A 23,731-nucleotide genomic window follows, 5' to 3' on the forward strand; every position below is an offset into this window, starting at 1 on the left:
ACCAAATAAAATAAATATTCGGTATCAACAAACTTGGCACACTATTGAGTTCTCAAACAACAAACACTCTCGACACCACAACCACCAGACCTTCGATGGCTGCTTCGCTCCGGAGCAACTTTACAAGCTTACCACCAAGTTGACCGTTGTCAACTCGACGTTTCCGTCTTGTTCACCCCGCCGACTCCTTCGCGCCTTTTCAGGCCGTCCGGATCAGCGGTGCGAGATAAAACTGTACACGGATTCCAGAGGCACGCAAAATCGGCCAATTGCCGCTCTCCCATGCTCAAAAACCCCGTGATCACGCGGAAATTCTGTGTTCAAACCTTAATTCCCGTCAAAAACAACGGAAACTTGTTGTTATGAAGCGGGTCACGTTAATAAAAAGGGTCGTGACTTGCTATAGCAAGCCACGACCCTTCCTCTGCCTCTAAAGGCTACTTCGCCTGTTCGGCACGCAAACGCGAAACCTCGTAAAGCGAAATGCCTACGGCCATCGACGCGTTCAGCGATTCCATGGCTGAGTCGATAGGAATCGAAACAATGGCATCGCAGTTTTCGCGAACCAGGCGGGATAGGCCCTTGCCTTCGGAACCGACCACGATGCATAGCGGGCCAGTTGCCAACTCGAAGTTCGGAAGATCCATGTCGCCACCGGCATCCAGGCCAATAACGAAAATGCCTGCAGCCTTGATTTCCTTCAGGGCGCTGGTCAGGTTGTTGCACTTGGCTACTGGTACGCGAACCGCTGCACCGGCACTGGTCTTCCAGGCTGAAGCGGTCATGCCCACGCTGCGACGTTCTGGAATGATGACGCCGTCAGCACCGAAGGCCGAAGCCGAACGGACAATGGCACCCAGGTTACGCGGGTCGGTGATTCCGTCCAGCGCCAAGAAGAGTGGCTGGGTTTTGGTGTAACCCTTGTCGAAGTCCTTGATGGCCTTGGTTGCCAGCTGAACTGCGTCCTTGTACTCATATGGCGGAATCTGCAAGGCCATGCCCTGGTGAATCGCGGCATCAGTCATGCGGTCAAGCTCAGGCTTGGAAGCTTCCATCAGCGGAATGCCCTGTTCTGCAGCCAGCTTCAGGGATTCGCGAACGCGGTCATCAACATCGATGCGGATGGCTACGTGCAATGCCTTGGCAGGGATGCCAGCGCGCAGTGCTTCCACCACGGAGTTACGGCCCGTAACGAATTCAGCGTTCACCTTGATGCGGTCTGCTTGGCGACCGGTGCTGCGCTTGGCGGCCGAGCGCTCGGAAAGCTGCTTGGCACGGTAAGCCTTGTGGTACGGGCGGTCCTCCGCTTTGGGGGTCGGGCCCTTGCCCTCGAGGGAACGACGTCCCTTGCCACCACTACCCTTGGTTGGGCCCTTTTTGTTCATTGGTTCATGTCCTTTAGTTTTGAGTTCGTTGGTGCCGCGCGTGTTCGCGACTAGTCGTCCAGAGTCCAGCGAGCGCCGTCGGCCGAGTCCGCCACGGTAATGCCAGCGGAGGCCAGTGCGTCGCGGATGGCATCGGAGCGTGCCCAGTCCTTTGCAGCGCGCGCTTTCGCGCGTTCAGCCAACTGGGCCTGGACCAGCTGGTCCAGGGCTGCGTGCTCTGCGGAAGAATCCTGGGATTCGTGGCTACCGGCATCATCCAAGCCAAGCACCTGGGTCATGGCCAGAACCTGGCCCAATGCCTTGGCCGCGGCTGCGTCATCACGGCTATCCAGTGACGCATTGCCCAGTCGCACGGTTTCGTGCAGTGCGGCCAATGCCATTGGCACGTTCAGATCATCGTCCATCGCGGTGCCGAAAGCTTCTGGAACTCCGGTGGCTGCGATCGCTTCGGCGGCAGCGCCCAGTCGGTAGCGCGCGTTGGAAATGAAGGTGTCGATGCGCTCTACTGCGGCCCCTGCTTCAGTCAGCGAATCCGGACGGTAGTCGAGCATCGAACGGTACTGGGCCTGGCCCAGGAAGTAGCGCACCACGCGGGCATCGGCCAGCGCAAGCATTTCCTCAGGAGAAATAGTGTTGCCAATGGACTTGGACATCTTTTCACCCTCGTAGGTGACCATGCCGTTGTGCATCCAGAAATTGGCGAAGCCGTGGCCGGCTGCGTTGGACTGGGCCATCTCGTTCTCGTGGTGCGGGAAGCGCAGGTCCAGTCCGCCACCATGGATGTCGAATTCGCTGCCCAGGTACTTGCCGGCCATCGCCGAGCACTCAAGGTGCCAGCCTGGACGGCCTCGGCCCCATGGGCTTGGCCAGGAAGCGGTGAGTGGATCGATGTCCTTGTGGCCCTTCCACAACGCGAAGTCACGGGGGTCCTTCTTGCCGCGCGGATCCGAGTCCGGAGCGTCCTGCATGTCATCGATCTTCTGGCGGGTCAGTGCACCGTACTGCTCGTAGGAGCGAACATCGAAGTACACGTCTCCCGAATCGTCGGCCGCCGGGTAGGCGTGGCCGCGCTCAATGAGCTGGGAAATCAGCTCATGCATTTCGGTGATGTGCCCGGTTGCCCGTGGTTCGTAGGTGGGACGGCGTACTCCCAGTGCTTCGTATGCCCGGGCGAACTCCTGCTCGAAGCGGTAGGCCAGGGCGTACCATTCTTCGCGAGGCCGGTAATGCGCGTCCGCTTCAAAGTCCTCGGCAAAGGAATTCGCCGACTTCTCCAAGATCTTGTCGTCAATGTCGGTGACATTGCGGACGGTGGTTACCGCGAAGCCGCGGTATTCGAGCCAGCGCACCAGTACGTCGAAGACGATGGCGCTGCGAACATGGCCCACGTGCGGCATGCCCTGCACGGTGGCGCCACAGTAGTACAGCTTGACTTCGCCTTCAGCCAATGGCTGGAAGTCGCGTACAGATGCTGTTTTGGTGTCATAGAATCGCAGGCTCACGCCTTTAAGGTTATCCGATGGATGCACCCTTTGTGCTTCACTTGTGACGCTCTCGTTGATCCGGGCTCCAGAGCACCGTGTGCCGGGTCAGTGCGAAACCGGATAGACCAGGGCGGTGGCGTAGGCAGTCACGCCCTTGCCTTCCCCCTCATAGCCCAGTCCATCACTGGTGGTCGCAGTGACGCTGACTGGGGCACCGATAGCGTCGCTGAGCACTTTATTGGCTTCTTCGCGGCGTGCGGCGAAGCGCGGTCGGCGTCCGACAAATTGCACTGCGACGTTGCCGATCTCGAACCCGGCCTCCCGCACCAGGCGGGCGGCTTCTGCAATCAGGCTCACACCGCTGGCCCCGGCAAATTCCGGTCGATCCACCCCGAAGTGGGTACCCAAGTCTCCAATTCCGGCTGCGGAGAAGAGTGCATCGCAGGCCGCGTGGGCTACCGCGTCACCGTCGGAGTGGCCGGACAGGCCGATGTCTTCAGGGAAGTGCAGGCCAGCTAGCCACATCTGGCGGCTTGGGTCTTCGCTGACTGCGTGAACATCGATTCCATTGCCGACTCGTGGCAGGATCATATTTTCTTCCTTGGCTGCTCCGTTGGCCTCAGCTTCAGGCCTGGCAAGTTTGCTGGCGGCGTCCAGATCTTCAGGGTGGGTGACTTTCATTGCTTGCTGCGATCCGGGCACCACCTGCACTCGGGCTCCGAAGGCGCGCACGATCGAGGCGTCATCGGTGACCTTATCCAGTTCGGCTTCGGTATAGGTGTCGAGCTGGGCGTGCGCATCGCGCAATAACTGCGCGTCAAAACCCTGCGGGGTTTGTACCGCACGCAGGGTGGAACGATCCGGGGTTTGCGTGATGATCTCGTGTCCCCCGGCCGCATCACGTTCAACTACGGAAATGGTGTCGGTGACCTTCAGTGCCGGGATGACCGCGCTGCATTCTTTGGCAGACAGTGCTTCAAGCACCTGGGCAAATATTTGGGCTGGGGTAAATGCCCGCGCAGCGTCGTGGACCAGGATATTGGCGGCTGCCAAGCTGGCTTCAGCTAGGCCGGCTCGGACAGAAGCAACCCGGCTTGCACCGCCGGGGACAGTACGCACCTTGGCTCCGTACTGTTCCATGGTGGCTGCCAAGCGGTTGTCGTTCGGCGGGGTCACCACGATGATTTCGGTGATCTGCGGGACCTGGAGGACTCGCTCCACAGCGTGTTCGGCCAGGGATTTTCCGGCCACATGAACCATTGCCTTAGGGATGCCGGCCCCCAGTCGGGTCCCCATTCCCGCGGCCACGAGGATCAGGCTCGAATTTTGCGCTTCGCTTTGCTTCACAGCGTCCAGCTTAGCGTGCCAGCCAGTTGGCCAAGAGTCTGCGTTAACGCCAAAAGCCGTGAAACGCTTGGGAGCGTTTCACGGCGATGCGTAATTAGAAGGGGCTAGGCCGAAGCCAGTACCTCGTCCAAGAGGCCTTCAGCCTTGGCCTCGTCCAGATCCTTGGCCAAAGCCAATTCACTGATCAATACCTGGCGAGCCTTAGCCAGCATGCGCTTTTCGCCTGCTGACAAACCGCGGTCGTTTTCTCGACGCCACAGATCGCGAACTACTTCTGCAACCTTGATGACATCGCCGGAAGCAAGCTTCTCGACATTTGCCTTGTAGCGGCGCGACCAGTTGGTCGGCTCTTCAGTAAATTCAGCACGAAGGACATCGAACACATGGTCCAAGCCTTCCTGACCTACCACGTCACGTACGCCGACAAGATCAACGTTCTCAGCTGGAACCTCGATAGTCAGGTCTCCCTGAGCCACCTTGAGCTTGAGATACATTTTCTCTTCGCCCTTGATCTTGCGCATCTTGATCTCTTCGATCATTGCGGCACCGTGATGCGGGTAGACAACAGTCTCGCCAACCTCAAAAACCATGTGGATAAACCCCTTTCCCACCTCCCAGTCTACCATGTCTACCGTTCGGAACCTTGCGCCTGTGCCCCATATAACCCCGAATTCATGCGGAAATACCTCTTCCACTTGCAAGAGAAACATGCTATGAAGAAGGTAGGGCAACCAACTGCACACCTCACCCTTTCCCAGCGGTGGTTGTCTACAAGTTGTCGAAATGTGTGTGTTGCACGTCGCTAAATCGCGTCTTTGAGCGAAAAACGGCTAGGCTTAGAGGTAATCGTGGTCCAGCTTTCGCGATCGTCCCTGCCCTAGGGTCATCCGGTTCAACAGACCACGAACCGAAGCAACTCATTTTTCTCACCGAGGAGTTAGTGTCGTGATCACCGCACGCATGACCGCTGGACGTCGCATTGCCGCGTCCCTCGCTGTGGCTGCCCTGGCATTCGGTGTCACCAGCTGTGGCGCCATCAACGAGCAGGCCACCAACACCGACTACGCCGCCAGCGATGGCGTCAACGTCGATGTCGCAGACGCAAAGGTTCGCAACCTGATGTTCGTTACCAACAGCGACGACACTCAAGCTCGCTTGATCGGCACCGTAGTGAACGCCGGAGATTCCGCGCTGACCCTGTCGGTCAAGGCTGACAGTGCCTCGCCTGTTTCAATCCCGGTTCCTGCAGATGGCACCGTCAAGCTTGAAGACGACGAGAACGAACAGATCATCAAGAACCTGGGCATTCGCGCTGGCGAACATGCTGATTCCGTCTTCACCGTTTCCGGTGAAGAGGTAGAGTTCAGCGTTCCAGTTGTAGACGGCACCCTGGCTGAGTACCGCGACTTCGTACCAGGCGGTGCAGATGCTTCGGTTACCGAGCACCTGACTCCAGAAGAGACCCACTCCACCTCGGGTCACTAAGCTTCATACGAACCAAAACAAAAGCCTCGGCGAGAATCTAAAGATTCTCACCGAGGCTTTTGCCGTACCAGCGTTGGTGTGGTCCTAGACCACGAACTTGTAGCCCAGACCGCGCACGGTCACCAAGCGTTCGGGGACGGCCGGGTCGGCCTCGATCTTGGAGCGCAGGCGCTTGACGTGCACGTCCAAGGTCTTGGTATCCCCCACATAGTCGCTGCCCCAGACACGGTCGATCAGCTGCCCACGGGTGAGCACGCGACCGGCGTTGCGCAGCAGCATTTCCAGCAGCTCGAATTCCTTCAGCGGCATGGAGACCTCGGTGTTCTCCACCGAGACCACGTGGCGTTCCACGTCCATGCGAACCGGACCGGCAGTGACCACATTGCTGATCAGCTCCTCGCCTTCACCCTGGCGGCGCAGCACCGCGCGGATGCGCGCAAGCAGTTCGCGTGAAGAGTACGGCTTGGTGACGTAGTCATCGGCGCCCAGCTCCAGCCCGACCACCTTGTCGATCTCCGAGTCCTTGGCGGTGAGCATGATGACCGGAACTTGGCTGTTGAGGCGGATCTGGCGGATCACCTCGGTGCCTGGTTGCCCGGGCAGCATCAAGTCCAGCAGCACCAGGTCGGCGCCATGGCGTTCGAACTCGGTCACGGCCTTGAGTCCGTCGTCGGCAATCCGAACCTCGAACCCCTCGCGTTCTAGCAGGTAGGACAACGGGTCAGAGAGCGATTCCTCGTCCTCAACGATCAATATGCGGGTCATCGGCGTCCTCCTTCACGATCGGAGGCCGAGCCCTCGATCGTTCGTTCCTTCATCTTCGGGCCGGCAGGCGCATTGCTGGTCGCCGGTTCTTCATCCGCTAGGGGAAGTCTTATGGTGAATGTGGATCCGTGGCCTGGCTGCGACCACAGCGACACTTCGCCGCCGTGGTTGGCCAGCACGTGCTTGACGATGCTCAGCCCCAACCCGGTTCCGCCGGTCTGCCGCGAGCGTGCAGAGTCCACCCGGTAGAAGCGCTCAAAGACGCGTTCTTGCTCTTCAGCCGAAATGCCAGGTCCCTGGTCAGTGACTGAAATCTGGGCGTAGCCATCGCGCTGGCGGATGCCTACTCCCACCGTGGTGTTCTCCGGCGAGTAGCGCACGGCGTTATCGATCAGGTTGCGTATGGCCGTCATCAGCAGGTCCGCATCTCCCAGGATCGGCTCGTCAAGATGGCCGCCCACGGTAATGGTGATGCCTTTTTCTTCGGCAATAAGGTGGTTGCGGTCCACCGCTTCGGCCACGACACTATCGACATTCACTTCCTGGCCCTGCACGATGGCATCGGATGCCTGCAGGCGCGAAAGTTCGATGATGTCCTGGACCAGTGCGGCCAGCCGCCGAGATTCCTTGTCCATCCGGGTGGAGAAGCGGCGCACGGCCTTGGGATCGTCGGCCGCTTCGGTGATGGCTTCGGCCAGCAGCCCGATCGCGCCAACCGGCGTCTTCAGCTCATGGGAGACGTTGGCAACGAAGTCGTTGCGCATTGCTTCGGTACGGGTGATTTCGGTGCGGTCATCGGCCAGCAGCAAGATGTATTCATCGCCCAGCGGTGCCACACGCACGTGGACAATCAGCTGTCCAGCGCCCAGCGTGGAACGTTGCAGCTCGTACTGGCTCTCGGCGATCACCCCGTCCGCACGAACCTGCCGGACCAGCGTGAGCAGCTCGTTGTGCACCAGCGTGTGCCCGCGCACCAGCCCATAGGCATAGGAGGCCGGGTTGGCCCGCACTACCCCGTCGACGTCATCGAGGATCACGAATGCGCGCCCGATGACCGAGAGCACGGCGGCCGCTCCTTCGGGGAGCACCGGCTCGTCGACCTGCGGCAGCCGGGAAGAACGGGCTTGGGAGAGTCGGAAGGCAATAATGCCAACGATCCCCAGAGCCAGGCCGAGGATGCCGGCTATAAGAGTCGAGATCACTTCGTTCACACCTTTAGACTAGCTTCACCTGCGGGTGCCTTCAGCCCTAAATGACGTGTTTTAGTCGTTTTCGGCGCGCTGTTCACCAAACGTTCACTTTCCGTGGCATATTCGTTAATCACCCGCTGACAGGCTGGAGTAAGACCCTCCACCATGCCACAAAACTGTTTTGGGCAGCTGGCTGCCTTGGCGGCCGGCGATCCGGCATGGAAACAGAAAACTCGAAAGGAACTGCTGTGCGTAAGGTATTTCAGGCAGATCTACAGCAAATTGGCGAAGAACTTATTGAGATGGCCAACCAGGTCGCAGTCGCAATGGATCGCGCGTGGGATTCGCTAGCCACTGTTGACGTTGATTTAGCTCAGGAAGTTATCGCGGCGGACGCGAAGATCGACTTCTTGCAGAACCAGCTCGATGAACGAGCTATCGATACCTTGGCCTTGCAGGGCCCGGTAGCCAGCGACCTGCGCATGATCGTCGGCTCGCTGCGCATGAGCGCGTCGCTGGAGCGCATGGGCGATTTGGCACGGCACTTAGCGCAGCTGACCCGCTTGCGGTTCCCTAACCCAGCCATCCCGGAAAAAATTTCCGGCACCTTTGCACAGATGGCAAAGATCGATATTGATATCGCCAAGGCCGTTGCGCGGTTGCTGGACACCCGCGATCTGCAGATCGCGACCGAAATCATCGAGCTGAACCATGAGCTGGATCGTTTGCACTCCAGCGTTTTCACCCAGGTTGCAGCCGACGATTGGGACTCCAACGCGCCGACCACCGTGGATGTTTCGTTGACCAGCCGCTACCTGGAGCGCTTCGGCGATCACGGCGTGTCCGTGGCTCGCAAGGTCACCTACTTGGTAACCGGCGAATGGGATCCAACCGAGATCTAATTCTCCGGCTCCCAGGCCCCGTACTCCAGCTTTGGCGCCTGCCATCCGGTACTCGCCGGATGGCAGGCGCTTTTTGCATTTCCCAAAGATGAGAAGCGCGCGCAGTTCTCCGATGCCCCTGGCACCGTCTGGGAAGCAGGAACCAGGCTGGAAGCTCGTTAAACCTGCAGAGGGCAGTTCACCGATCGGTGAACTGCCCTCGCAGGTTGTTGGCGCGCTCATGGCGCCAGCGTCTAGCGGGCTTTTAGCCTTCGCACTCGACGCAGAATCCTACATTGCCTTCTTCGCGTACCAGCTGCGAACGGTGGCGAATCAAGAAGCACGAGCCGCAAATGAACTCGTCGTCTTTCTGCGGAACGACCGTTACGGTCAGTTCCTCGTTGGACAGATCTGCGCCTGGCAGGTCCATGCCATCGGTGTGGTCGGTCTCGTCGAGCTCGCGCACCACCGACTTGGCGTCCGGTGCGTTTGCGGACTTAACCGCATCCAGAGAAGCCTTACGTGCCTCAGCAACGTCTGGGCGGACTTCATCGTAATCAGTTGCCACGAATTGCATTCCTAACGTGAGCCATTGAGCCTATTCGAAATAGGAGATTACAGCATACTAATGCCAAAAATACAATCGAGCGCAGTTGTTTCGCTCACAGCCAGATGCTTGGCGTTACCTCAGGGTTAATGAGAAAACGGCGGTACCGAAATCTACTGAATGGTAGCCAGTAGCTTCGGTACCGCCGAAAAGCGTGTCTTACTTGCGTCCCTGGTTGGCGACGGCCTTAATAGCGTCGGCAGCAGCCTCTGGATCCAAGTAGGTTCCGCCCCTGGTGATTGGCTGGAAGTTGTCATCCAACTCATAGACCAGCGGAATGCCGGTAGGGATGTTCAGACCAGCAATGTCTTCATCGCTGATGCCATCCAAATGCTTGACCAGCGCACGCAGCGAGTTGCCGTGGGCGGTGACCATCACGGTCTTGCCTGCCGACAGATCAGCCTTGATGTTGTTCTCCCAGTACGGAAGCATGCGGTCCAGTACATCCTTGAGGCACTCGGTGCGTGGAGCGGAATCGCCCAACGCTGCATAGCGCTCATCGTTGATCTGGCTGAATTCCGAGGAATCATCCAGTGCTGGTGGCGGGGTGTCGTAGCTGCGGCGCCATTCCATGAACTGCTCTTCGCCGAATTCGGCCAAGGTCTGCGCTTTGTCCTTGCCCTGCAGCGCACCGTAGTGGCGCTCGTTCAGGCGCCAGTCGCGGTTCACTGGGATCCACGATCGGCCAGCGGCCTCCAATGCCAGGTTTGCGGTAACAATCGCGCGGGTCAGCAACGAGGTGTGAAGCACCTCAGGCTTGTAGCCCGCTTCGGTCAGCAGCTGGCCGCCGCGTGCAGCTTCGGCACGGCCCTTCTCGGTCAGCGATACGTCGTACCAACCGGTAAACAGGTTCTTTTCGTTCCATTCGCTCTGTCCGTGGCGAAGCAAAATCAAAGTGTGGCTCATGTAATACATCCTAACCAATGCGCAAGCCTGCTCGTACGAAAGTTAAGGCCCGAGGTCAAAGTGCGAAGACCTGCAATCGGACCAGTGGCGGATTGCAGGTCTTCGTTCAAACCCAGGTGAGTTGGCTGACGGCTAGTAGTTGTACCAGCCGCCGCCCTTGCCGCTGACAGCAGGCTTGACGTCGGCAAGGTATACGCAGGCGATGCAGGCACCGATCAGCTGCAGGAAGCCGATGCCGCCCTGGCTGAACACGCCGAGCAGGGCCACCGCGGTGCTGGCGACGGTCATCCCCAGCCAGAATCCCTTGGTGCGCTTGCCTTCCTGGGCGAAGCGGTCCGCGCCACGGCGCAGGCAATCAACCAGGGCCCAGACGGCGAGCGCAACAATGACGACGCTCAGAGCGATCATCAAGTAGTACTCAATCAATTGGGCCGCGTACATCATGTTCATGCTTTCACTCTACCTTTTTGGCGCAATTGATAAACACTGTGCCACGCGCGGGAAATACGAACCGATGCGCCTTAGAGCTGTTCCAGTGCCTGATCCAGATCAGCCCAGAGGTCTTCCACATCTTCAATGCCCACCGAGAGCCGAATCAGGCTGGCTGGCACGCTGGCTGGTTCCGAGGCATGGCGGGCGCGTCGCTCGGCCAGGGATTCCACACCGCCAAGCGAGGTGGCGCCGGTGATCAGCTTGAGCGCGTCCAGTACACGGTCGGCCTCCTGCGCGGTGCTTCCGGCTTCAAGGGCGATCACCGAACCGAAACCGCCCATGAGCTTCGCAGCCCGCTCATGGCCCGGATCGCTGGGCAGACCCGGGTAGCGTACTGCCTGCACCTTGGGATGGTCCGCGAGCCTTTCGGCCAGCACCTGGCTGTTGGCCTGCGAACGATCAATGCGTACCGACATGGTGCGCACACCGCGCAATGCGAGGAAGGTATCCATCGGCCCGGCAATGGCCCCATGCAGGGTCCGGTACCCGTGCAGGCGGCTGTGCAGTTGCTCGTCGCTGGTGACCAGCGCGCCCATGATCACATCCGAGTGCCCTGAAAGGTATTTGGTTACCGAATGCACCACCAGGTCGGCCCCGTGGTTCAGCGGCTGCTGGAGCAGCGGAGTGGCAAAGGTGTTATCCACGATGCTCACGATGTTCTTAGCTTTCGCTGCCGCCAGCAAGGCAGGCAGGTCGGCAACTTCGAGCATGGGGTTGGTGGGAGATTCGACCCAGAGCACATCGGCGCCATCCAAGGCGGCGAGTACTTCTTCGGTATTGGCGATGTCCACCGGGCGAATGCTGAGCCGTCCGGCCTCCTGCAGCTCAGAACTCAACGCCAGTGATCCGTTGTAGGAGTGCCGGGGCATGACCAGCACGCCAGCTTCCGGCACGATGCTCAGTGCGGCGGCGATAGCCGCCATCCCCGAGGAGAACACCAAAGCGGGAAGAGTTGCTGCTTCGAGCTCGCCGAGCACCTGCTCAAAAGGATCCCAGGTGGGGTTTGAGAAGCGGGCATAGACGCGTTCGCCAGGTGCGGCTTGGCCTTTGGAATGATAGGTGGAGGTGAAGGTCACTGGATGGTTGACCGGAGCGTCATAGCCGTGGGCTGGACGCCCTCCGGCAACGAGCAAAGTTTTCGGATCCCAGGCGGGAGTGCTGGCTGAATCTGCGGTGCGGGGGTTCATGGAAAAAACTTTACGCTTGTACCCGCGACGCTCGCCGATGGATTTCACTACATTTCATTTAATTGAATTCATCACACTGGGCGCTTTTCACTGTCCAAACAGCCGTTGCAGCGCACATCTTGATATGTCCTTGGATAGGCTAGTGGGGTGAGTATCGAATCTAGTGCCCCGACCCGTGGCTTATTCATCGTTTTCGAAGGTGGCGACGGCGCTGGGAAAACCACGCAGGTTGCCATGGCCCAGCAGTGGCTGGAGTCCCGTGGAGCCACGGTGCGCACTACTCGCGAACCGGGCGGAACCCAGATCAGTGAAGAGCTGCGTTCCCTGGTGCTTGAACATGGCCACGGCGAAATCGATGCCCGTACCGAGGCGTTGATCTATTCTGCCGCGCGCGCCGCGCACGTCCAGCAGGTAATCCGCCCGTCCTTGGAGGCTGGCACCCACATCATCTGCGACCGCTTTGTTGATTCCTCCTTGGCCTACCAGGGCATGGGCCGCGAACTCGGGTTTGCGGCCGTTGCCTCGATCAATGACTTTGCCACCGGCGGGTTGAAGCCCGATGTCACCATCATTCTTGATATTTCTGCCGAGCACGGACGTGCCCGGCGGATCGCCGCGAGCGGTGGCGTGGAAGACTCCGACCGCTTAGAGGCTGAGCCCGATGATTTCCATGAGCGCATCCGCAACGCCTTCCTGGAACTAGCGGCACAAGATCCGCAGCGCTACCTGGTTTTGGACGCCACCGCGAGCGTGGAACAACTCCACCAGTCGATTGTCGAGCATTTGGCAGGTCTGCTGTGATTCGGCCGGTATTCGCAGACCTCGCCGGCCAGGAGCGTGTTATCTCCACGTTGACCGCTGAGGTTGACCGAGGCAATCCGACGCATGCCTGGTTGGTTACCGGCCCTCCCGGTTCCGGACGCACCACCGCTGCGCGGGCCTTTGCGGCAGCCTTGCAATGCACGCAGACCCCGGCAGGTTGCGGGCAGTGCGCCAACTGCAAGATGGTGATGAACTCCGAACACCCGGATGTCTCCTTCGTCTCCACCGACAAATTCGAATACCAGATCGCTGATGTGCGCCATCTGATCACCCGCGCCCAGGAAAGTGCAGGCACCGGCCGCTGGCGCATCATCATCATTGAAGACGCTGACCGCATGTCCGAGCGCAGCACCAACGTGCTGCTCAAGGCCATTGAAGAGCCTCCAGCCAAGATGATCTGGATCCTGTGCGCTCCTTCCCCTGCCGATGTGCTGGTGACCATCCGCTCGCGTTGCCGCGCGGTCAACCTCTCGGTTCCTGCTGCACAGGACGTCGCCGACCTCTTGGTGCGCCGCGATGCCTTGGAACCGGAACAGGCGATGTTTGCCGCACGCGTTTCCCAGTCCCACATTGGCGTGGCCCGCCTGCTGGCCCGTGACGAACAGGCACGCATCCAGCGTGAAAAGGTCGTCACCTTGCCCTTGCGCACCACGACCCTGCCCCAGGCCATGGCCGCCGCGGCAGAAATTTCAAAGCTGGCCAGCGAACGCGCGGAAAACATCACCGGCACCGACCTGCAGAACAAGATTGCCCAGCTGCGCCATGCCAACGGCTTGGGCCCGGAGGAGAACATCCCTGCTGGCCTGCGCGGACAATTCAAGGCGCTGGAAGATGATGCCAAGCGTTTTGCCCGTCGTGCTGCTTTCGACGCCTTGGACCGGACCCTCACGGATCTCACCACGTTCTTCCGCGATGTCTTGAGCATCCAGCTGCATGCCGATATTGAACTGATCAACGAGCACCTTCGTGAGAAGCTCGAGCGTTTCGCTGCGGCGCAGTCCAGCGAAAAGTCCCTGGCCCAGCTCGATGCCATTAATGAAACCCGCAGCCGCCTGGCTGCAAACGTCAACCAGCTCATGGCGCTGGAAGCACTCATGACACGTTTGCTTCCACAGCCTGGACGCCGCTAAACCCTCTCAAGGAGACACTAAAAGTGCCTGCACGCTCACCAATGATGCGCTTGGCCGCAGTGGGAACTGCTCTGGCCATGGGCCTGGCTGGTTGCTCCTCGAGCACCGCGGATTCGCAGCCCGAAGACGCCAAGTCCTCGCAGCCAGAGGCAAACTCGAGTGCGCCCGAAGGGCTGGAATCCTTCTACACCCAGGAGCTCGACTGGGAAATGTGCGGCAGCATCATCGAATGCGCCACCATCAAGGTCCCGATGGACTACGCCAACCCGGAAGGCCAGAGCATCGACCTTGCGTTGAACCGCCGCAGCGTCGAGGGCGCAGCAGGCAATCTTCTGGTGAACCCGGGCGGTCCCGGAGGATCGGGACTGGATATGGTAGCCGAGTCGGTGCCAAGCATGTTCAGCACCGATTTGCAGCGCGCCTACAACGTCATTGGGTTTGATCCGCGAGGGGTGGGCGAAAGCTCACCGGTCACCTGCCAAAGCGACGCTGAGATCGATGAGGGGCGCCAGGGGAACCTGCGGGCCTGGGTTCCTGAGGACCAAGAAGAAATTGTCGACGACACCGAAGACTATGCAGCAGAGTGCTCCGCCAATACAGGCGACCTTCTTGGCCATGTTGATACCGTCTCGGCGGCTAAGGACATGGACGTGATCCGCGCTGTTCTTGGTGATGCCCAGCTGGATTACCTCGGCTTCTCCTACGGAACGTTCTTGGGCGCAACCTATGCCGATCTTTTCCCGCAGAATGTGGGGCGGTTTGTGCTGGACGGGGCCATGGACCCAACAAGCACGGCTTCAGAGCTCGCGTTGGCCCAAGCCGTTGGCTTTGAAAAGGAAATCGACGCATGGCTCGCCAGCTGTCTGGAAAGCGATGCGTGCCCATTCACGGGAACTGTTGAAGAAGCCAAGGTCCAGTTGCAGCAGTTCTTCGCCCAGGTGGAGAACGAACCCATGATTTCCAGCGACGGCCGCGCCGTTCCGATCATCGATTTCATCAACGGGTTCATTTTGCCGCTGTATGACGATTCCAGCTGGTCCTATCTCACCGATGCGATGAATGCCGCCATCAATGACGCTGATGTGGATATGATCCTCGGCTTTGCAGACCTTTCTGCAGACCGCCAGAGCGATGGCACGTACGCTTCGAATTCGTCCGATGCTTTCACTGCCATCAATTGCTTGGACCGCCCAATGGATTCCAGCGCAGAAACGATGCAGGACGAAGCAACGGAGCTGATGCGCATGGCTCCGACCTTAGGCAAGTATTTGGCCTACGGCAGTATCACTTGCGAGGCTTGGGATTACGATTCCACCGGCACTCCTGAGACCCTCGATGCCCCGGGCTCTAATGAGATTCTGGTCATCGGCACCGTAGGCGATCCGGCGACCCCTTATGCATGGTCAGAGGCGCTGGCGAAGCAGTTGGATAACGCTACCCTGCTGACCTATGAAGGCCATGGTCACACCGCATATGGACGGTCCAATGAGTGCATCACCAAATCGGTGGATGAGTACCTGATTGAAGGCAAGGTTCCCGAAGCCAATACCCGGTGCTGATTGGGCTTGTTGATGTCGTCGTCGTTTTGACGTTCAGACAATTCCTCGGATAAAGTGACGTGGTGCCTGTTTGCAGGTACAGGCCTCCTTAGCTCAGGGGTAGAGCAGCTCCCTCGTAAAGAGCAGGTCGCCGGTTCAAATCCGGCAGGGGGCTCGTTGTGAAAAACCCCGGATTCATTTTCCTAATGATTCCGGGGTTTTCGCAATTTAACACGGAATTTCAGGACCGCGTTCCACGCTCATCAATGCCTTACCGGTCATCTTTTCTCCCATTTTTTGCCCAGCCACGCATTAAATTGTTCAATGGGAACAGATACGGCAACGGGCATGAGCTGTGGGTAAAACAGGTCCCTGGAGCTCAGCTCGGTGTCCGCATAAGCGGCTTGGACCTTGGCAGCAATTTTTGAGGAATTCCTAACTGATGCAATCCGTGCAGTACTCCCCCGAACCACCACCGCTAGGCAGCAAGCCGGTCATGCGCCAACGGTGGAGCGAAGTCTCATTCCTGCACTGGCGGATCAGTCCAGAACAGGTGTCCGCGTACATGCCTGCTGGCTGCCGGCCAGAGATTGTCGATGGCAGCTCCTAGGTGGGCCTGATTGCTTTCCAAATGTCGCGCAGCGCCTTCTTCTCCGGCCCCGCCATCCCATGGTTTGGCGATTTCCCCGAAGTCAATGTGCGTCTGTATTCCATTGATAGCCATGGACGGCACGGAGTAGTCTTCCTGAGCCTTGAAGGCTTCGCGCCTGCTCCCAGTGCTCATGGCCGGTCCATCTTCGGGCTGAAATACCGGTGGTCCTCCATGAAGATCCTGAAAAAGGCGGGCACCCTCAGCTACGCAACACGACGCTTCGGAAATCCGAAGGCCAGTTTTCGAATCGTGGTGCGTCCGGTAGACGCGGATGACTGCTCCGATCCCATTGCTGCGGATTCGCAGATTGCCATCGCGCTCTCGGCGCAGTGGGCCTTCCATCAACGGCATCTCGGACGGACCTTGTACTGCTGGAACCATCATGAACCGTGGCGTTTGCAGCCGGCTCAACTCCTTGAATTCGACGATGGCCTGCTGCGTGCCGCCGGTTTCGGAGATCTCGCTGATCGCGCACCGGATTCCGTGCTGTATGCCGAGGCTGTAGATACGCTTTTCGCCGCGCCCACCGTACTGGACCCGCTAGGCACCACGCGCACATGAACGAAGGCCCCTGGTTTCTGAGGAAACCAAGGGCCTTCGTTGCCGGGCAGAGCTTTATTCGAAGTCTGAAGTTGCAGGATCAGCCGAGATGCGGCCTTCTGCGCCGCGATCCAAGGTGGCGATCGCTGCCAAGTCTTCACCGTCCAGCTTCACGTTCAGCGATGCGAAGTTCTCCACGATGCGCGATTCGGTCGTCGACTTCGGGATGACTACGTTGCCTACGGCCAGGTGCCATGCGATGACTACCTGCGCTACCGACGCATCATGCTTCTTGGCGATTTCCACCAGCACTGGGTCGCTCAGGAGTTCTCCGCCATGGCCCAGCGGGGACCATGACTGGTGCAGGATGCCGTGCTCGGCTTCGTAGGCACGCAATTCGTTTTGCGGGAAGTAGGGGTGGGTTTCGACCTGGTTGATGACCGGGCGGACGCCGGTTTCGGTGTAAAGCTCTTCGAGTGCTTCCTTGGTGAAGTTGCAAACACCAATGGACTTGGCCTTTCCGTCCTTCTGGAGCTGGATCAGCGCCTTCCAGGTGTCCACGTAAGTGCCGCGCTTGGGCTGCAGCCAGTGGATCAGGTACAGGTCAACGTAGTCCAAGCCCAGACGCTCCAGGGATGCATCCGCTGCGGCAAGAGTCTTTTCAAAGCCCTGGTCAGAGTTCCAAACCTTGGTGGTGATAAACAGATCTTCACGCGGCACATCGCTGGCGGCTACGGCACGGCCGACACCTGCTTCGTTGCCATAGATTCGGGCGGTGTCGATATGGCGGTAGCCAGCGTCGATTGCCTTGCCTACGACTACCTCGGCTTGTTCGTCGGAAACTTTCCAGACGCCGTAGCCCAGCTGGTCAATGGTGTTTCCGTCAAGGAATGAAAGTTCGGGAATTGTTTGGTTCATGCAACTAATTTAGATGACCGATACCGCCTTCATGGTGAATCACCACGCTACTGATCGGTAAAACTCAATTATTCTCTAGAAGCGAGCAACTGCGCGGCCCGTTCCAGGTCTTCCTTCACCAGCTGCGCGCGATGGCGCACGGCCTCGATATCGATTGGCTCGCCGGCTTCTGCCTGCATGCGCATCATCGCAATAACCTGTGCAGTCGTTGCCAGATCATTGGCTGATTTGGTCAGTGAACGGTGCGCCGCGGAGGTCAACTGCGGAATGGTGTCGTCATTGCTCGGGGTCATCCGATGCGCTGCACAGCACAGCTGGCGCACGGTTGGCAAAAGCACAGCCATCTCGTTGGCTTCCTTCACCAGCTGGTTGTAAACCTGATCATCGCTGACGCCCTCGACCACCTGGAAGACACGATCCAAGGATCGCTGGAAGCGATCATGGGCACGACGCCATACGCCCTCGCCAAGTTCGCGAGTAGCGGCACGCTCAGCGCGCAATCGTGAAAAGAACGCCATTACACTTCTCTGCCGGTAGTTTCCAAAGATTTACTGGTTCTACCCTACCGGGATCCCCTCGTTGTTCCTGACACCGGGGACGACATAAAACGAAACCGGCCGCGAGTCCCATCCACTTTCGCAAATGGTGCCTCACGGCCGGTATCAGTGGCGCTTAGCAGCAACGCCCTTCAGGGTTCTTTTCCTGCCAATCGGTGTAGTCTTTCCAGAACTCACGTTCGGTCATCGGCTTGACGCCAGGATGGTTGCGTTCGTGATGTTCCAGATAGTGCTGATACTTGTCAGCTCCGAGTACTCCGTCGACAAATTTCTTGGCTTGCCCAAGGCGCTCCAAAAGCGTAGCCATGGCTAGTAGCTGTTCCGCTGGACTTGAGCTTCGGCAGGAACCTGCTTCCACGCCTTTTCAAGTTCCTTTTCAGCAGGCGAGGAGATCAGACCGGATGGAGCGTACATCTTCGATGGCACCGCAGGGTCTTCGGTGTTGTTGCCGCCACCATTCCGCTTGGCCTTGATGGTTGCCATCACTGCAGAGACAATCACGATTGCGGTGAGCAGCAGGAAGATAACCGAGAGCCAACCCTGGACACCGGTGTTGCGCACTACTGCTTCCATGGCTTCAACGGTTCCCGCTGAGCCCAGGGAAGTCTCGCCGTTGGCCAGCGCTTCCTTGTAGGCGTTGTGGTTGGCGAAGTAGCCCACCCGGGTGTCAGCGGAGAAAATCTTCTGCCAGCTGGCAACAAAGGTGATGACCACGGTGAAGGCCAATGGGAGTGCAACGACCCACAGATACTTGAAGTTGTTCTGCTTGGCGATGATGGTCATCACCACGGCCAGCGCAATCGCAGCGAGCAGCTGGTTAGCGATGCCGAACAGCGGGAAGAAGGTGTTGATGCCGCCCAGTGGATCGGTCACGCCGAGGATCAGGATGTAACCCCAGCCGGCCACCATGATCAACGTGCACAGCCATACGCCCGGACGCCACGAGGTGTCCTTGAACTTCGGGAAGAAGTTGCCGATGGTGTCCTGCAGCATGAAGCGTGCAACACGGGTGCCAGCGTCAACTGCAGTCAGGATGAACAGCGCTTCGAACATGATGGCGAAGTGGTACCAGAAGCCCATCATCGCGGTGCCGCCGAACCACTGGTGCATGATGTGCGCGATGCCTACCGCCAGGGTCGGTGCACCACCGGTACGCGATACGACTGATTCTTCGCCCACGTTGTTGGCCAGTTCAGTGAGCTGGCTTGGATCCAGGTTGACTCCGGCCAGGCCCAGCGAGTTCACGAAGGCTGCCGCGGTCTCAACGGTGCCGCCGGTAGCGCCAGCGGAAGAGTTCATCGCGAAGTAGATGCCGCGGTCAATGGAGATCGCTGCAACCAGAGCCATGATGGCAACCATGGATTCCATGAGCATGCCGCCATAGCCCAAGAAGCGGGTCTGCTTTTCCTTCTCAACCAGCTTCGGGGTGGTACCCGAGGAAATCAGTGCGTGGAAGCCCGAGAGCGCACCGCAGGCAATGGTCACGAACAGGAATGGGAAGATGTGGCCGGAGACCACTGGGCCATCGGCACGACCTGCAAATTCGGAGAAGGCAGGAACGTCAATTTCCGGACGAACCACGATAATTGCCACTGCCAGCAGGGCGATCACGCCGATCTTCATGAACGTGGACAGGTAGTCACGAGGTGCCAGCAGCAGCCATACCGGAAGTACCGCGGCAATGATGCCGTAGATGATGATGGCCCAAGCGATGGTGGTGCGATCCAAGTGGAAGAATTCAGCACCCCATGCCGACTCGGCAATCCAGCGACCGGAGATGATCGCGAACATCAACAGGACAAAACCGATAATGGAGATTTCCAGGACCTTGCCCGGGCGGATGAAGCGCAAGTAGACGCCCATGAACAAAGCGATCGGGATCGTCAGGCCTACCGAGTAGACGCCCCATGCGGACTCGCCCAGTGCGTTGACAACCACCAGCGCCAGGATGGCGGTAATGATGATCATGATGGCCAAGGTTGCGATCAGCGCAGCGGTGCCGCCGATCAGGCCCAGCTCTTCGCGGGCCATCTGGCCCAGCGAACGGCCGCCACGGCGCATGGAGAAGAACATGACCAAGTAGTCCTGGACCGCGCCGGCGAGCACTACGCCTACGATGATCCAGATGGTGCCAGGCAAGTAGCCCATCTGCACTGCAAGAATCGGTCCGACTAGCGGTCCGGCGCCTGCGATAGCAGCGAAGTGGTGGCCGAAGAGCACTCGGCGGTCAGTTGGTACGAAGTCGCGTCCGTTGTTCACGGACTCTGCAGGAGTCGCACGGAAGTCATCAGGCTTGGTGATCTTGCGCTCGATGAACTTCGAGTAGAAGCGGTAGGCGATCAGGTAGGTCGCCACCGCAGCGAAGACGAACCAAATGGCGTTGATGGTTTCTCCACGTGAGAAGGCGAGGAACGTCCAAGCGATACCACCGATCAGCGCGATGGCAACCCAGATGGCGATCTTCGCAGGGGTCCAACGCTTTTCTTCGCGTTCGACTGCCTCGGGATCGACGCCAGCAGGCGGCAAGGTATTTTGGGCACTCAAAAGAGCAACCTCCTAGGGAACAGTGCGGGTGATGTGCGTAACCAGTAATTATTGGATGGCTCACGCATGGAGGACTATTCAGTCACTTTACAACTGGTTGCCCTGAAGCATTAAACTTTAATGACGATTTTCCCAGTGTGCTTTCCCGAATCGAAGTATTCATGAGCACTACTTACTTCGGAATAGTCAAAGGTTTTAGTTACGTTCAGGGCCAGCTGACCCTTCTCCAGCAGCGGTATCACCCGGGTAATGGTCTGCCGGATAATCTCTTCCTTTTCGTGCACCGGACGGGCACGCAAGGTAGTACCAATGATCCGGGCGCGTTTGGCAAGCAGCAGTCCCAGATTCGCTTCGGCCTTCGCGCCGCCTTGCAACCCGATCACCACCAGCCGCCCGCCTACCGCAAGCGATTTGAGGTTCTGCGCCAGATACTTGGCACCCACGACGTCCATGATCAGGTCTGCGCCTTGGCCCTCAGTGATCTCCTTAACGCGCTCGGCAAAGTCCTCTTCGCGATAATTAATGCCTTCATCGGCACCCAGAGCACGGCAATACTCCAGTTTCTGCGCAGATGAAGCAGTGACGATAACGCGAGCTCCGGCTGTCTTGGCAAGCTGTATCGCCATGGACCCGATACCCCCGGCACCCCCGTGGAGCAACAGAGTTTGCCCTTGCGCCAGCTCGCCTTCGACAAAGAGATTCGAGACTACTGTGGCAGCGGCTTCTGGCAAGGCCGCGGCATCGATATCCGAAACGGATTGCGGAACCTCAATGAGCAGCTCTGCGGGAACATTTACGTATTGTGCGTATCCGCCGGCAGCAAGCAGAGCCGCTACACGCGCCCCGGTTTTCCACCCGTTTACGCCGTCACCGATTTCTACGATGCGCCCGGAAACTTCCAATCCGGGGATGTCGCTAGCTCCAGGAGGTGGCGGGTACACCCCCTTGCGTTGCTGCACATCGGCACGGTTCAATCCGAAAGCTTCAACTTTGATCAGCACTTCCCCAGAGGCCAGGCTCGGCACTGGACGGTCCACTAATTCAAGGACTTCCGGCCCACCGGATCCGTTGTAAATATAGGCCTTCATAACGTCGTTCATGGCGTTCAATTCCTTTCAACCGGGGTTCATGCCGTATACTTTTTGGGGTTGGATGGTTGTCCGAGCGGCCGAAGGAGCTGGTCTTGAAAACCAGTAGGCGGTAACCCCGTCTCATGGGTTCAAATCCCATACCATCCGCGTTTCAAGTTTGGCGGGCTGATCCATGGATCGGCCCGCCAAATTGTTTAATCCTGTGCCGCGCTCAACGCTTCTTTGCCCTGCAGCCCGGCTAAACGTGCCACTTCATTGACCACGTTGGCCGCATCGTGCAAGGTTTGAGCTGCCGCATTCTTCATATTTCCCGCCTGCGCGGCAATAGCGGTCCCCCATTGAGCCGAGGAAAGCTGCAACCCCAGGACAAAAATGCCACGATGTGCCAATCCTTCATTGTTTACAAGACGATATGGCTCACCGACAACGTCGAAACCGGAACCTGGCAGGCTTTCGCCTTCTTCGTTACGCCAAGTATGGGCTCGCGCTACATGGTCCTTCAACAGCTGCCTGATCAACTGCGTATCATTCTGCAACACTCGATTACTTGGCATCATCGCTTCGCACATCGTTCGCGCGGTGTATACCTCTGAATCGACCCACGGCGAGGAGGCCGTGAACATTTGCGAGACTTCGTCAAAGCCGAATTCCGGCTCGGGGCCGATAAAGCTGACCAGCCCAGCACGGGATAATGCCAGCAGCTGTTCAATGCGTTCCAGGGGCGGCCCGGAGGACAATCCCTCAACCAGTGGTTCGAAGTGCGCTTGGATCTCTTCGATGCGCGATTGCTCGTCGATTACCCCGGTGACAACGAGCTCTTTGATCAGCATGCGTCCAGCGTTCATCGTCATGATCGCGCAGGACAGCGGGTCCTTGAGTCCACCAACACTGTGCCGGGCATTATCAACGAGATAGTCTCGCACTGCCTGCTGGTACTCGGCATCCGACCCGAAGCCCACCTCGTCGAATGGCTTGGCGAGCTTTGGCACGTCCAGCCATTCGCATTCTGGAATCTGCGCGATGAACTTTCGCAATTCACCCAACCAGACTTGGCTGCCTTCACGGTGCTCCGCAGTCAGCAGCTCATCGAGCTGCTCAATGAACTCTTCTGCTGAGAACCCCTCGGGCGCACCGCAGGATTCAGCCCACGTGCTGTAGTACGCGAAGAGGATGTCACGGTGCAGCTTCGGCCAGATATGGCGAGAGAAGACCAACGTGGCCGCAGGATTCGTGGCACGCGCTTCAGCCAGCTGGCCAATCAGTTCTGGAACATCGAAATACCGCAAGGAGATTTCTTCCGGAATGAACTGCTCAACAACAGGTTTACCCCAGTACGGGGTACCGCGCCGCGAGGCAACAACCAATTCTGGTTCACGGCCCGAAGCGATGTATTCCAAACGGTGCCCCGGGTCCTTGCCAGTTTCGCGGAACAATCCCCCGCGCCCCAGAGTCAGCTCCGCCATGCCATCGAAGAAGTTCAACCCCAAGCCGCGAATCAGTGCTGGCTGGCCTTCAGCGAACAGGCTGTAATCCAAATCTGCCGGCACGTTCGGCGGCAGGTACGTTGCATCGGCTTGTTGCGCGGCTTCTTGCAGCTGTTTTTGCCATGGGTTGAGTTCCGCGCTTTGGTGCCCGAGTGCCAACACCACTGCGTCAAAAGTCTTCTGCGCAGCTTCGCCCTCACCCTGTGCAGTGCGGTAGTCCAGCTGGTAGCCGTTGCCCAACGGCCTGACACCGATGACCTCGGCAGCAAGATGCTCAACACTGAAGCTCTCATGTGCAGCGAGCACCGCCACGCTGCTGTCATACACGTGTTCCAGATACTCGCCATAGAGCGCCCGTGAAGGATATGTGCCCGCCTCAACCTGGGAAAGCATCCTGGCATGCTCCTCGCTTAGGCGACGCCCGTCTCCGTGCAGGGCAACAAACTGCCGGAAACTCAGTCCCGGTTCATCACTCGTGCGCTCGGGTGCCACAGTGGGGAAAGAAGCAGGAGTATTCATCAAGAAATGCTCGGACTGCTTCGGGCTCCACACATGCCCGGATCCCGGACGGTACGGGTCGAAAACAGTGATATTGATTCGGTTGGCGGTCCGTTCAAGGTTGTTCGCCAGATGAGCCAAGCGCTCCACCGTGCTCGTGCCACGCGGACCGGCCCCGACAATAGCCAGGTTGAATTCATTCTTGGGATTCTGCGTCGAGGTACTCAC

At 58.8% G+C, this 23,731-nt stretch carries 21 protein-coding genes, 2 tRNA genes and 1 pseudogene; 8 read left to right on the forward strand and 16 right to left on the reverse strand.

The features are described 5' to 3' along the window. Positions 1–437: 437 nt before the first annotated feature. The 4 genes from rlmB to AB4Y71_RS17035 form a co-directional block, all read right to left on the reverse strand. Entirely contained in the window at positions 438–1,385 is a 948-nt protein-coding gene (rlmB, locus tag AB4Y71_RS17020; RefSeq protein WP_013347910.1) for a 23S rRNA (guanosine(2251)-2'-O)-methyltransferase RlmB, read from the reverse strand. Between the two features lie 50 nt (positions 1,386–1,435). After that, entirely contained in the window at positions 1,436–2,887 is a 1,452-nt protein-coding gene (cysS, locus tag AB4Y71_RS17025) for a cysteine--tRNA ligase (protein ID WP_441722341.1), read from the reverse strand. An 87-nt stretch (positions 2,888–2,974) separates the two neighbouring features. Beyond that, entirely contained in the window at positions 2,975–4,216 is a 1,242-nt protein-coding gene (gene ispD / locus AB4Y71_RS17030; protein ID WP_441722343.1) for a 2-C-methyl-D-erythritol 4-phosphate cytidylyltransferase, read from the reverse strand. Between the two features lie 104 nt (positions 4,217–4,320). After that, the gene (locus tag AB4Y71_RS17035) at positions 4,321–4,806 is read right to left on the reverse strand and encodes a CarD family transcriptional regulator (RefSeq protein ID WP_038993823.1); all 486 of its coding nucleotides are present in this window, start codon (positions 4,804–4,806) and stop codon (positions 4,321–4,323) included. A 355-nt stretch (positions 4,807–5,161) separates the two neighbouring features. On the opposite strand from AB4Y71_RS17035, the gene AB4Y71_RS17040 reads away from it, so the two are divergent. Continuing rightward, positions 5,162–5,701, forward strand: coding sequence for a hypothetical protein (locus tag AB4Y71_RS17040; RefSeq protein WP_102598557.1), 540 nt, complete (start codon positions 5,162–5,164; stop codon positions 5,699–5,701). 84 nt (positions 5,702–5,785) lie between these two features. Here AB4Y71_RS17040 and AB4Y71_RS17045 read toward each other — a convergent pair whose 3' ends face one another. After that, positions 5,786–6,466 (reverse strand): response regulator transcription factor, encoded by a 681-nt coding sequence (locus AB4Y71_RS17045; protein ID WP_013347905.1) that lies wholly within the window; start codon positions 6,464–6,466, stop codon positions 5,786–5,788. Then, entirely contained in the window at positions 6,463–7,677 is a 1,215-nt protein-coding gene (locus AB4Y71_RS17050) for a sensor histidine kinase (RefSeq protein ID WP_441722347.1), read from the reverse strand. Before AB4Y71_RS17050 ends, AB4Y71_RS17045 begins: the two co-directional genes overlap by 4 nt. A 227-nt stretch (positions 7,678–7,904) precedes the next feature. Here AB4Y71_RS17050 and phoU point away from each other — a divergent pair, with 227 nt between their 5' ends. Further along, positions 7,905–8,558 carry a phosphate signaling complex protein PhoU gene (gene phoU, locus AB4Y71_RS17055; protein WP_013347903.1) on the forward strand — a complete coding sequence of 218 codons (654 nt, stop codon included), beginning with the start codon at positions 7,905–7,907 and terminating at the stop codon, positions 8,556–8,558. Between the two features lie 244 nt (positions 8,559–8,802). Here phoU and AB4Y71_RS17060 read toward each other — a convergent pair whose 3' ends face one another. From AB4Y71_RS17060 to AB4Y71_RS17075, 4 genes are all read right to left on the reverse strand, one after another. Then, complete coding sequence (locus AB4Y71_RS17060; protein WP_013347902.1) at positions 8,803–9,105, reverse strand: DUF4193 domain-containing protein; 303 nt, start codon at positions 9,103–9,105, stop codon at positions 8,803–8,805. Between the two features lie 198 nt (positions 9,106–9,303). Next, a complete protein-coding gene (locus AB4Y71_RS17065; protein ID WP_013347901.1) occupies positions 9,304–10,050 on the reverse strand; it encodes a phosphoglyceromutase in 747 nt (248 codons plus the stop codon). Positions 10,051–10,182: 132 nt separating this feature from the next. Then, positions 10,183–10,500: a DUF2516 family protein gene (locus AB4Y71_RS17070; protein WP_013347900.1), complete on the reverse strand. Its 318-nt coding sequence runs from the start codon at positions 10,498–10,500 to the stop codon at positions 10,183–10,185. A gap of 71 nt (positions 10,501–10,571) precedes the next feature. After that, positions 10,572–11,729, reverse strand: coding sequence for a trans-sulfuration enzyme family protein (locus AB4Y71_RS17075; protein ID WP_441722350.1), 1,158 nt, complete (start codon positions 11,727–11,729; stop codon positions 10,572–10,574). 147 nt (positions 11,730–11,876) lie between these two features. Here AB4Y71_RS17075 and tmk point away from each other — a divergent pair, with 147 nt between their 5' ends. The 5 genes and pseudogenes from tmk to AB4Y71_RS17100 all read left to right on the forward strand — a co-directional run bounded on the left by tmk (position 11,877) and on the right by AB4Y71_RS17100 (position 16,432). Further along, positions 11,877–12,530: a dTMP kinase gene (tmk, locus tag AB4Y71_RS17080; RefSeq protein ID WP_013347898.1), complete on the forward strand. Its 654-nt coding sequence runs from the start codon at positions 11,877–11,879 to the stop codon at positions 12,528–12,530. After that, positions 12,527–13,681 carry a DNA polymerase III subunit delta' gene (locus AB4Y71_RS17085; RefSeq protein ID WP_441722353.1) on the forward strand — a complete coding sequence of 385 codons (1,155 nt, stop codon included), beginning with the start codon at positions 12,527–12,529 and terminating at the stop codon, positions 13,679–13,681. Before tmk ends, AB4Y71_RS17085 begins: the two co-directional genes overlap by 4 nt. Before the next feature lie 23 nt (positions 13,682–13,704). Then, complete coding sequence (locus tag AB4Y71_RS17090; RefSeq protein WP_417364247.1) at positions 13,705–15,240, forward strand: alpha/beta hydrolase; 1,536 nt, start codon at positions 13,705–13,707, stop codon at positions 15,238–15,240. 82 nt (positions 15,241–15,322) lie between these two features. Next, positions 15,323–15,394, forward strand: a tRNA-Thr gene (locus tag AB4Y71_RS17095). 321 nt (positions 15,395–15,715) lie between these two features. Continuing rightward, a pseudogene (locus AB4Y71_RS17100) lies at positions 15,716–16,432 on the forward strand (YqjF family protein). Between the two features lie 54 nt (positions 16,433–16,486). Here the strand turns inward: AB4Y71_RS17100 and AB4Y71_RS17105 are convergent. From AB4Y71_RS17105 to AB4Y71_RS17125, 5 genes are all read right to left on the reverse strand, one after another. Next, the gene (locus AB4Y71_RS17105) at positions 16,487–17,329 is read right to left on the reverse strand and encodes an aldo/keto reductase (RefSeq protein WP_417364249.1); all 843 of its coding nucleotides are present in this window, start codon (positions 17,327–17,329) and stop codon (positions 16,487–16,489) included. 68 nt (positions 17,330–17,397) lie between these two features. Continuing rightward, positions 17,398–17,847, reverse strand: a complete 450-nt coding sequence (locus AB4Y71_RS17110; RefSeq protein ID WP_441722358.1) for a hypothetical protein — start codon at positions 17,845–17,847, stop codon at positions 17,398–17,400. A 154-nt stretch (positions 17,848–18,001) separates the two neighbouring features. After that, positions 18,002–18,193 carry a YbdD/YjiX family protein gene (locus AB4Y71_RS17115; protein ID WP_134781033.1) on the reverse strand — a complete coding sequence of 64 codons (192 nt, stop codon included), beginning with the start codon at positions 18,191–18,193 and terminating at the stop codon, positions 18,002–18,004. Between the two features lie 2 nt (positions 18,194–18,195). Further along, positions 18,196–20,430, reverse strand: a complete 2,235-nt coding sequence (locus AB4Y71_RS17120) for a carbon starvation CstA family protein (RefSeq protein WP_441722361.1) — start codon at positions 20,428–20,430, stop codon at positions 18,196–18,198. Between the two features lie 110 nt (positions 20,431–20,540). Further along, on the reverse strand, positions 20,541–21,518 hold the full coding sequence (locus AB4Y71_RS17125) for an NAD(P)H-quinone oxidoreductase (protein WP_441722394.1): 978 nt from the start codon (positions 21,516–21,518) through the stop codon (positions 20,541–20,543). A 62-nt stretch (positions 21,519–21,580) separates the two neighbouring features. Here AB4Y71_RS17125 and AB4Y71_RS17130 point away from each other — a divergent pair. Then, a tRNA-Ser gene (locus AB4Y71_RS17130) sits at positions 21,581–21,668 on the forward strand. A gap of 47 nt (positions 21,669–21,715) precedes the next feature. Here AB4Y71_RS17130 and AB4Y71_RS17135 read toward each other — a convergent pair. Continuing rightward, complete coding sequence (locus AB4Y71_RS17135) at positions 21,716–23,731, reverse strand: FAD/NAD(P)-binding protein (RefSeq protein ID WP_441722364.1); 2,016 nt, start codon at positions 23,729–23,731, stop codon at positions 21,716–21,718.

Origin of the sequence: Glutamicibacter sp. MCAF14, from assembly GCF_052114325.1 — a bacterium.
Taxonomy (GTDB): Bacteria; Actinomycetota; Actinomycetes; order Actinomycetales; family Micrococcaceae; genus Glutamicibacter; species Glutamicibacter arilaitensis.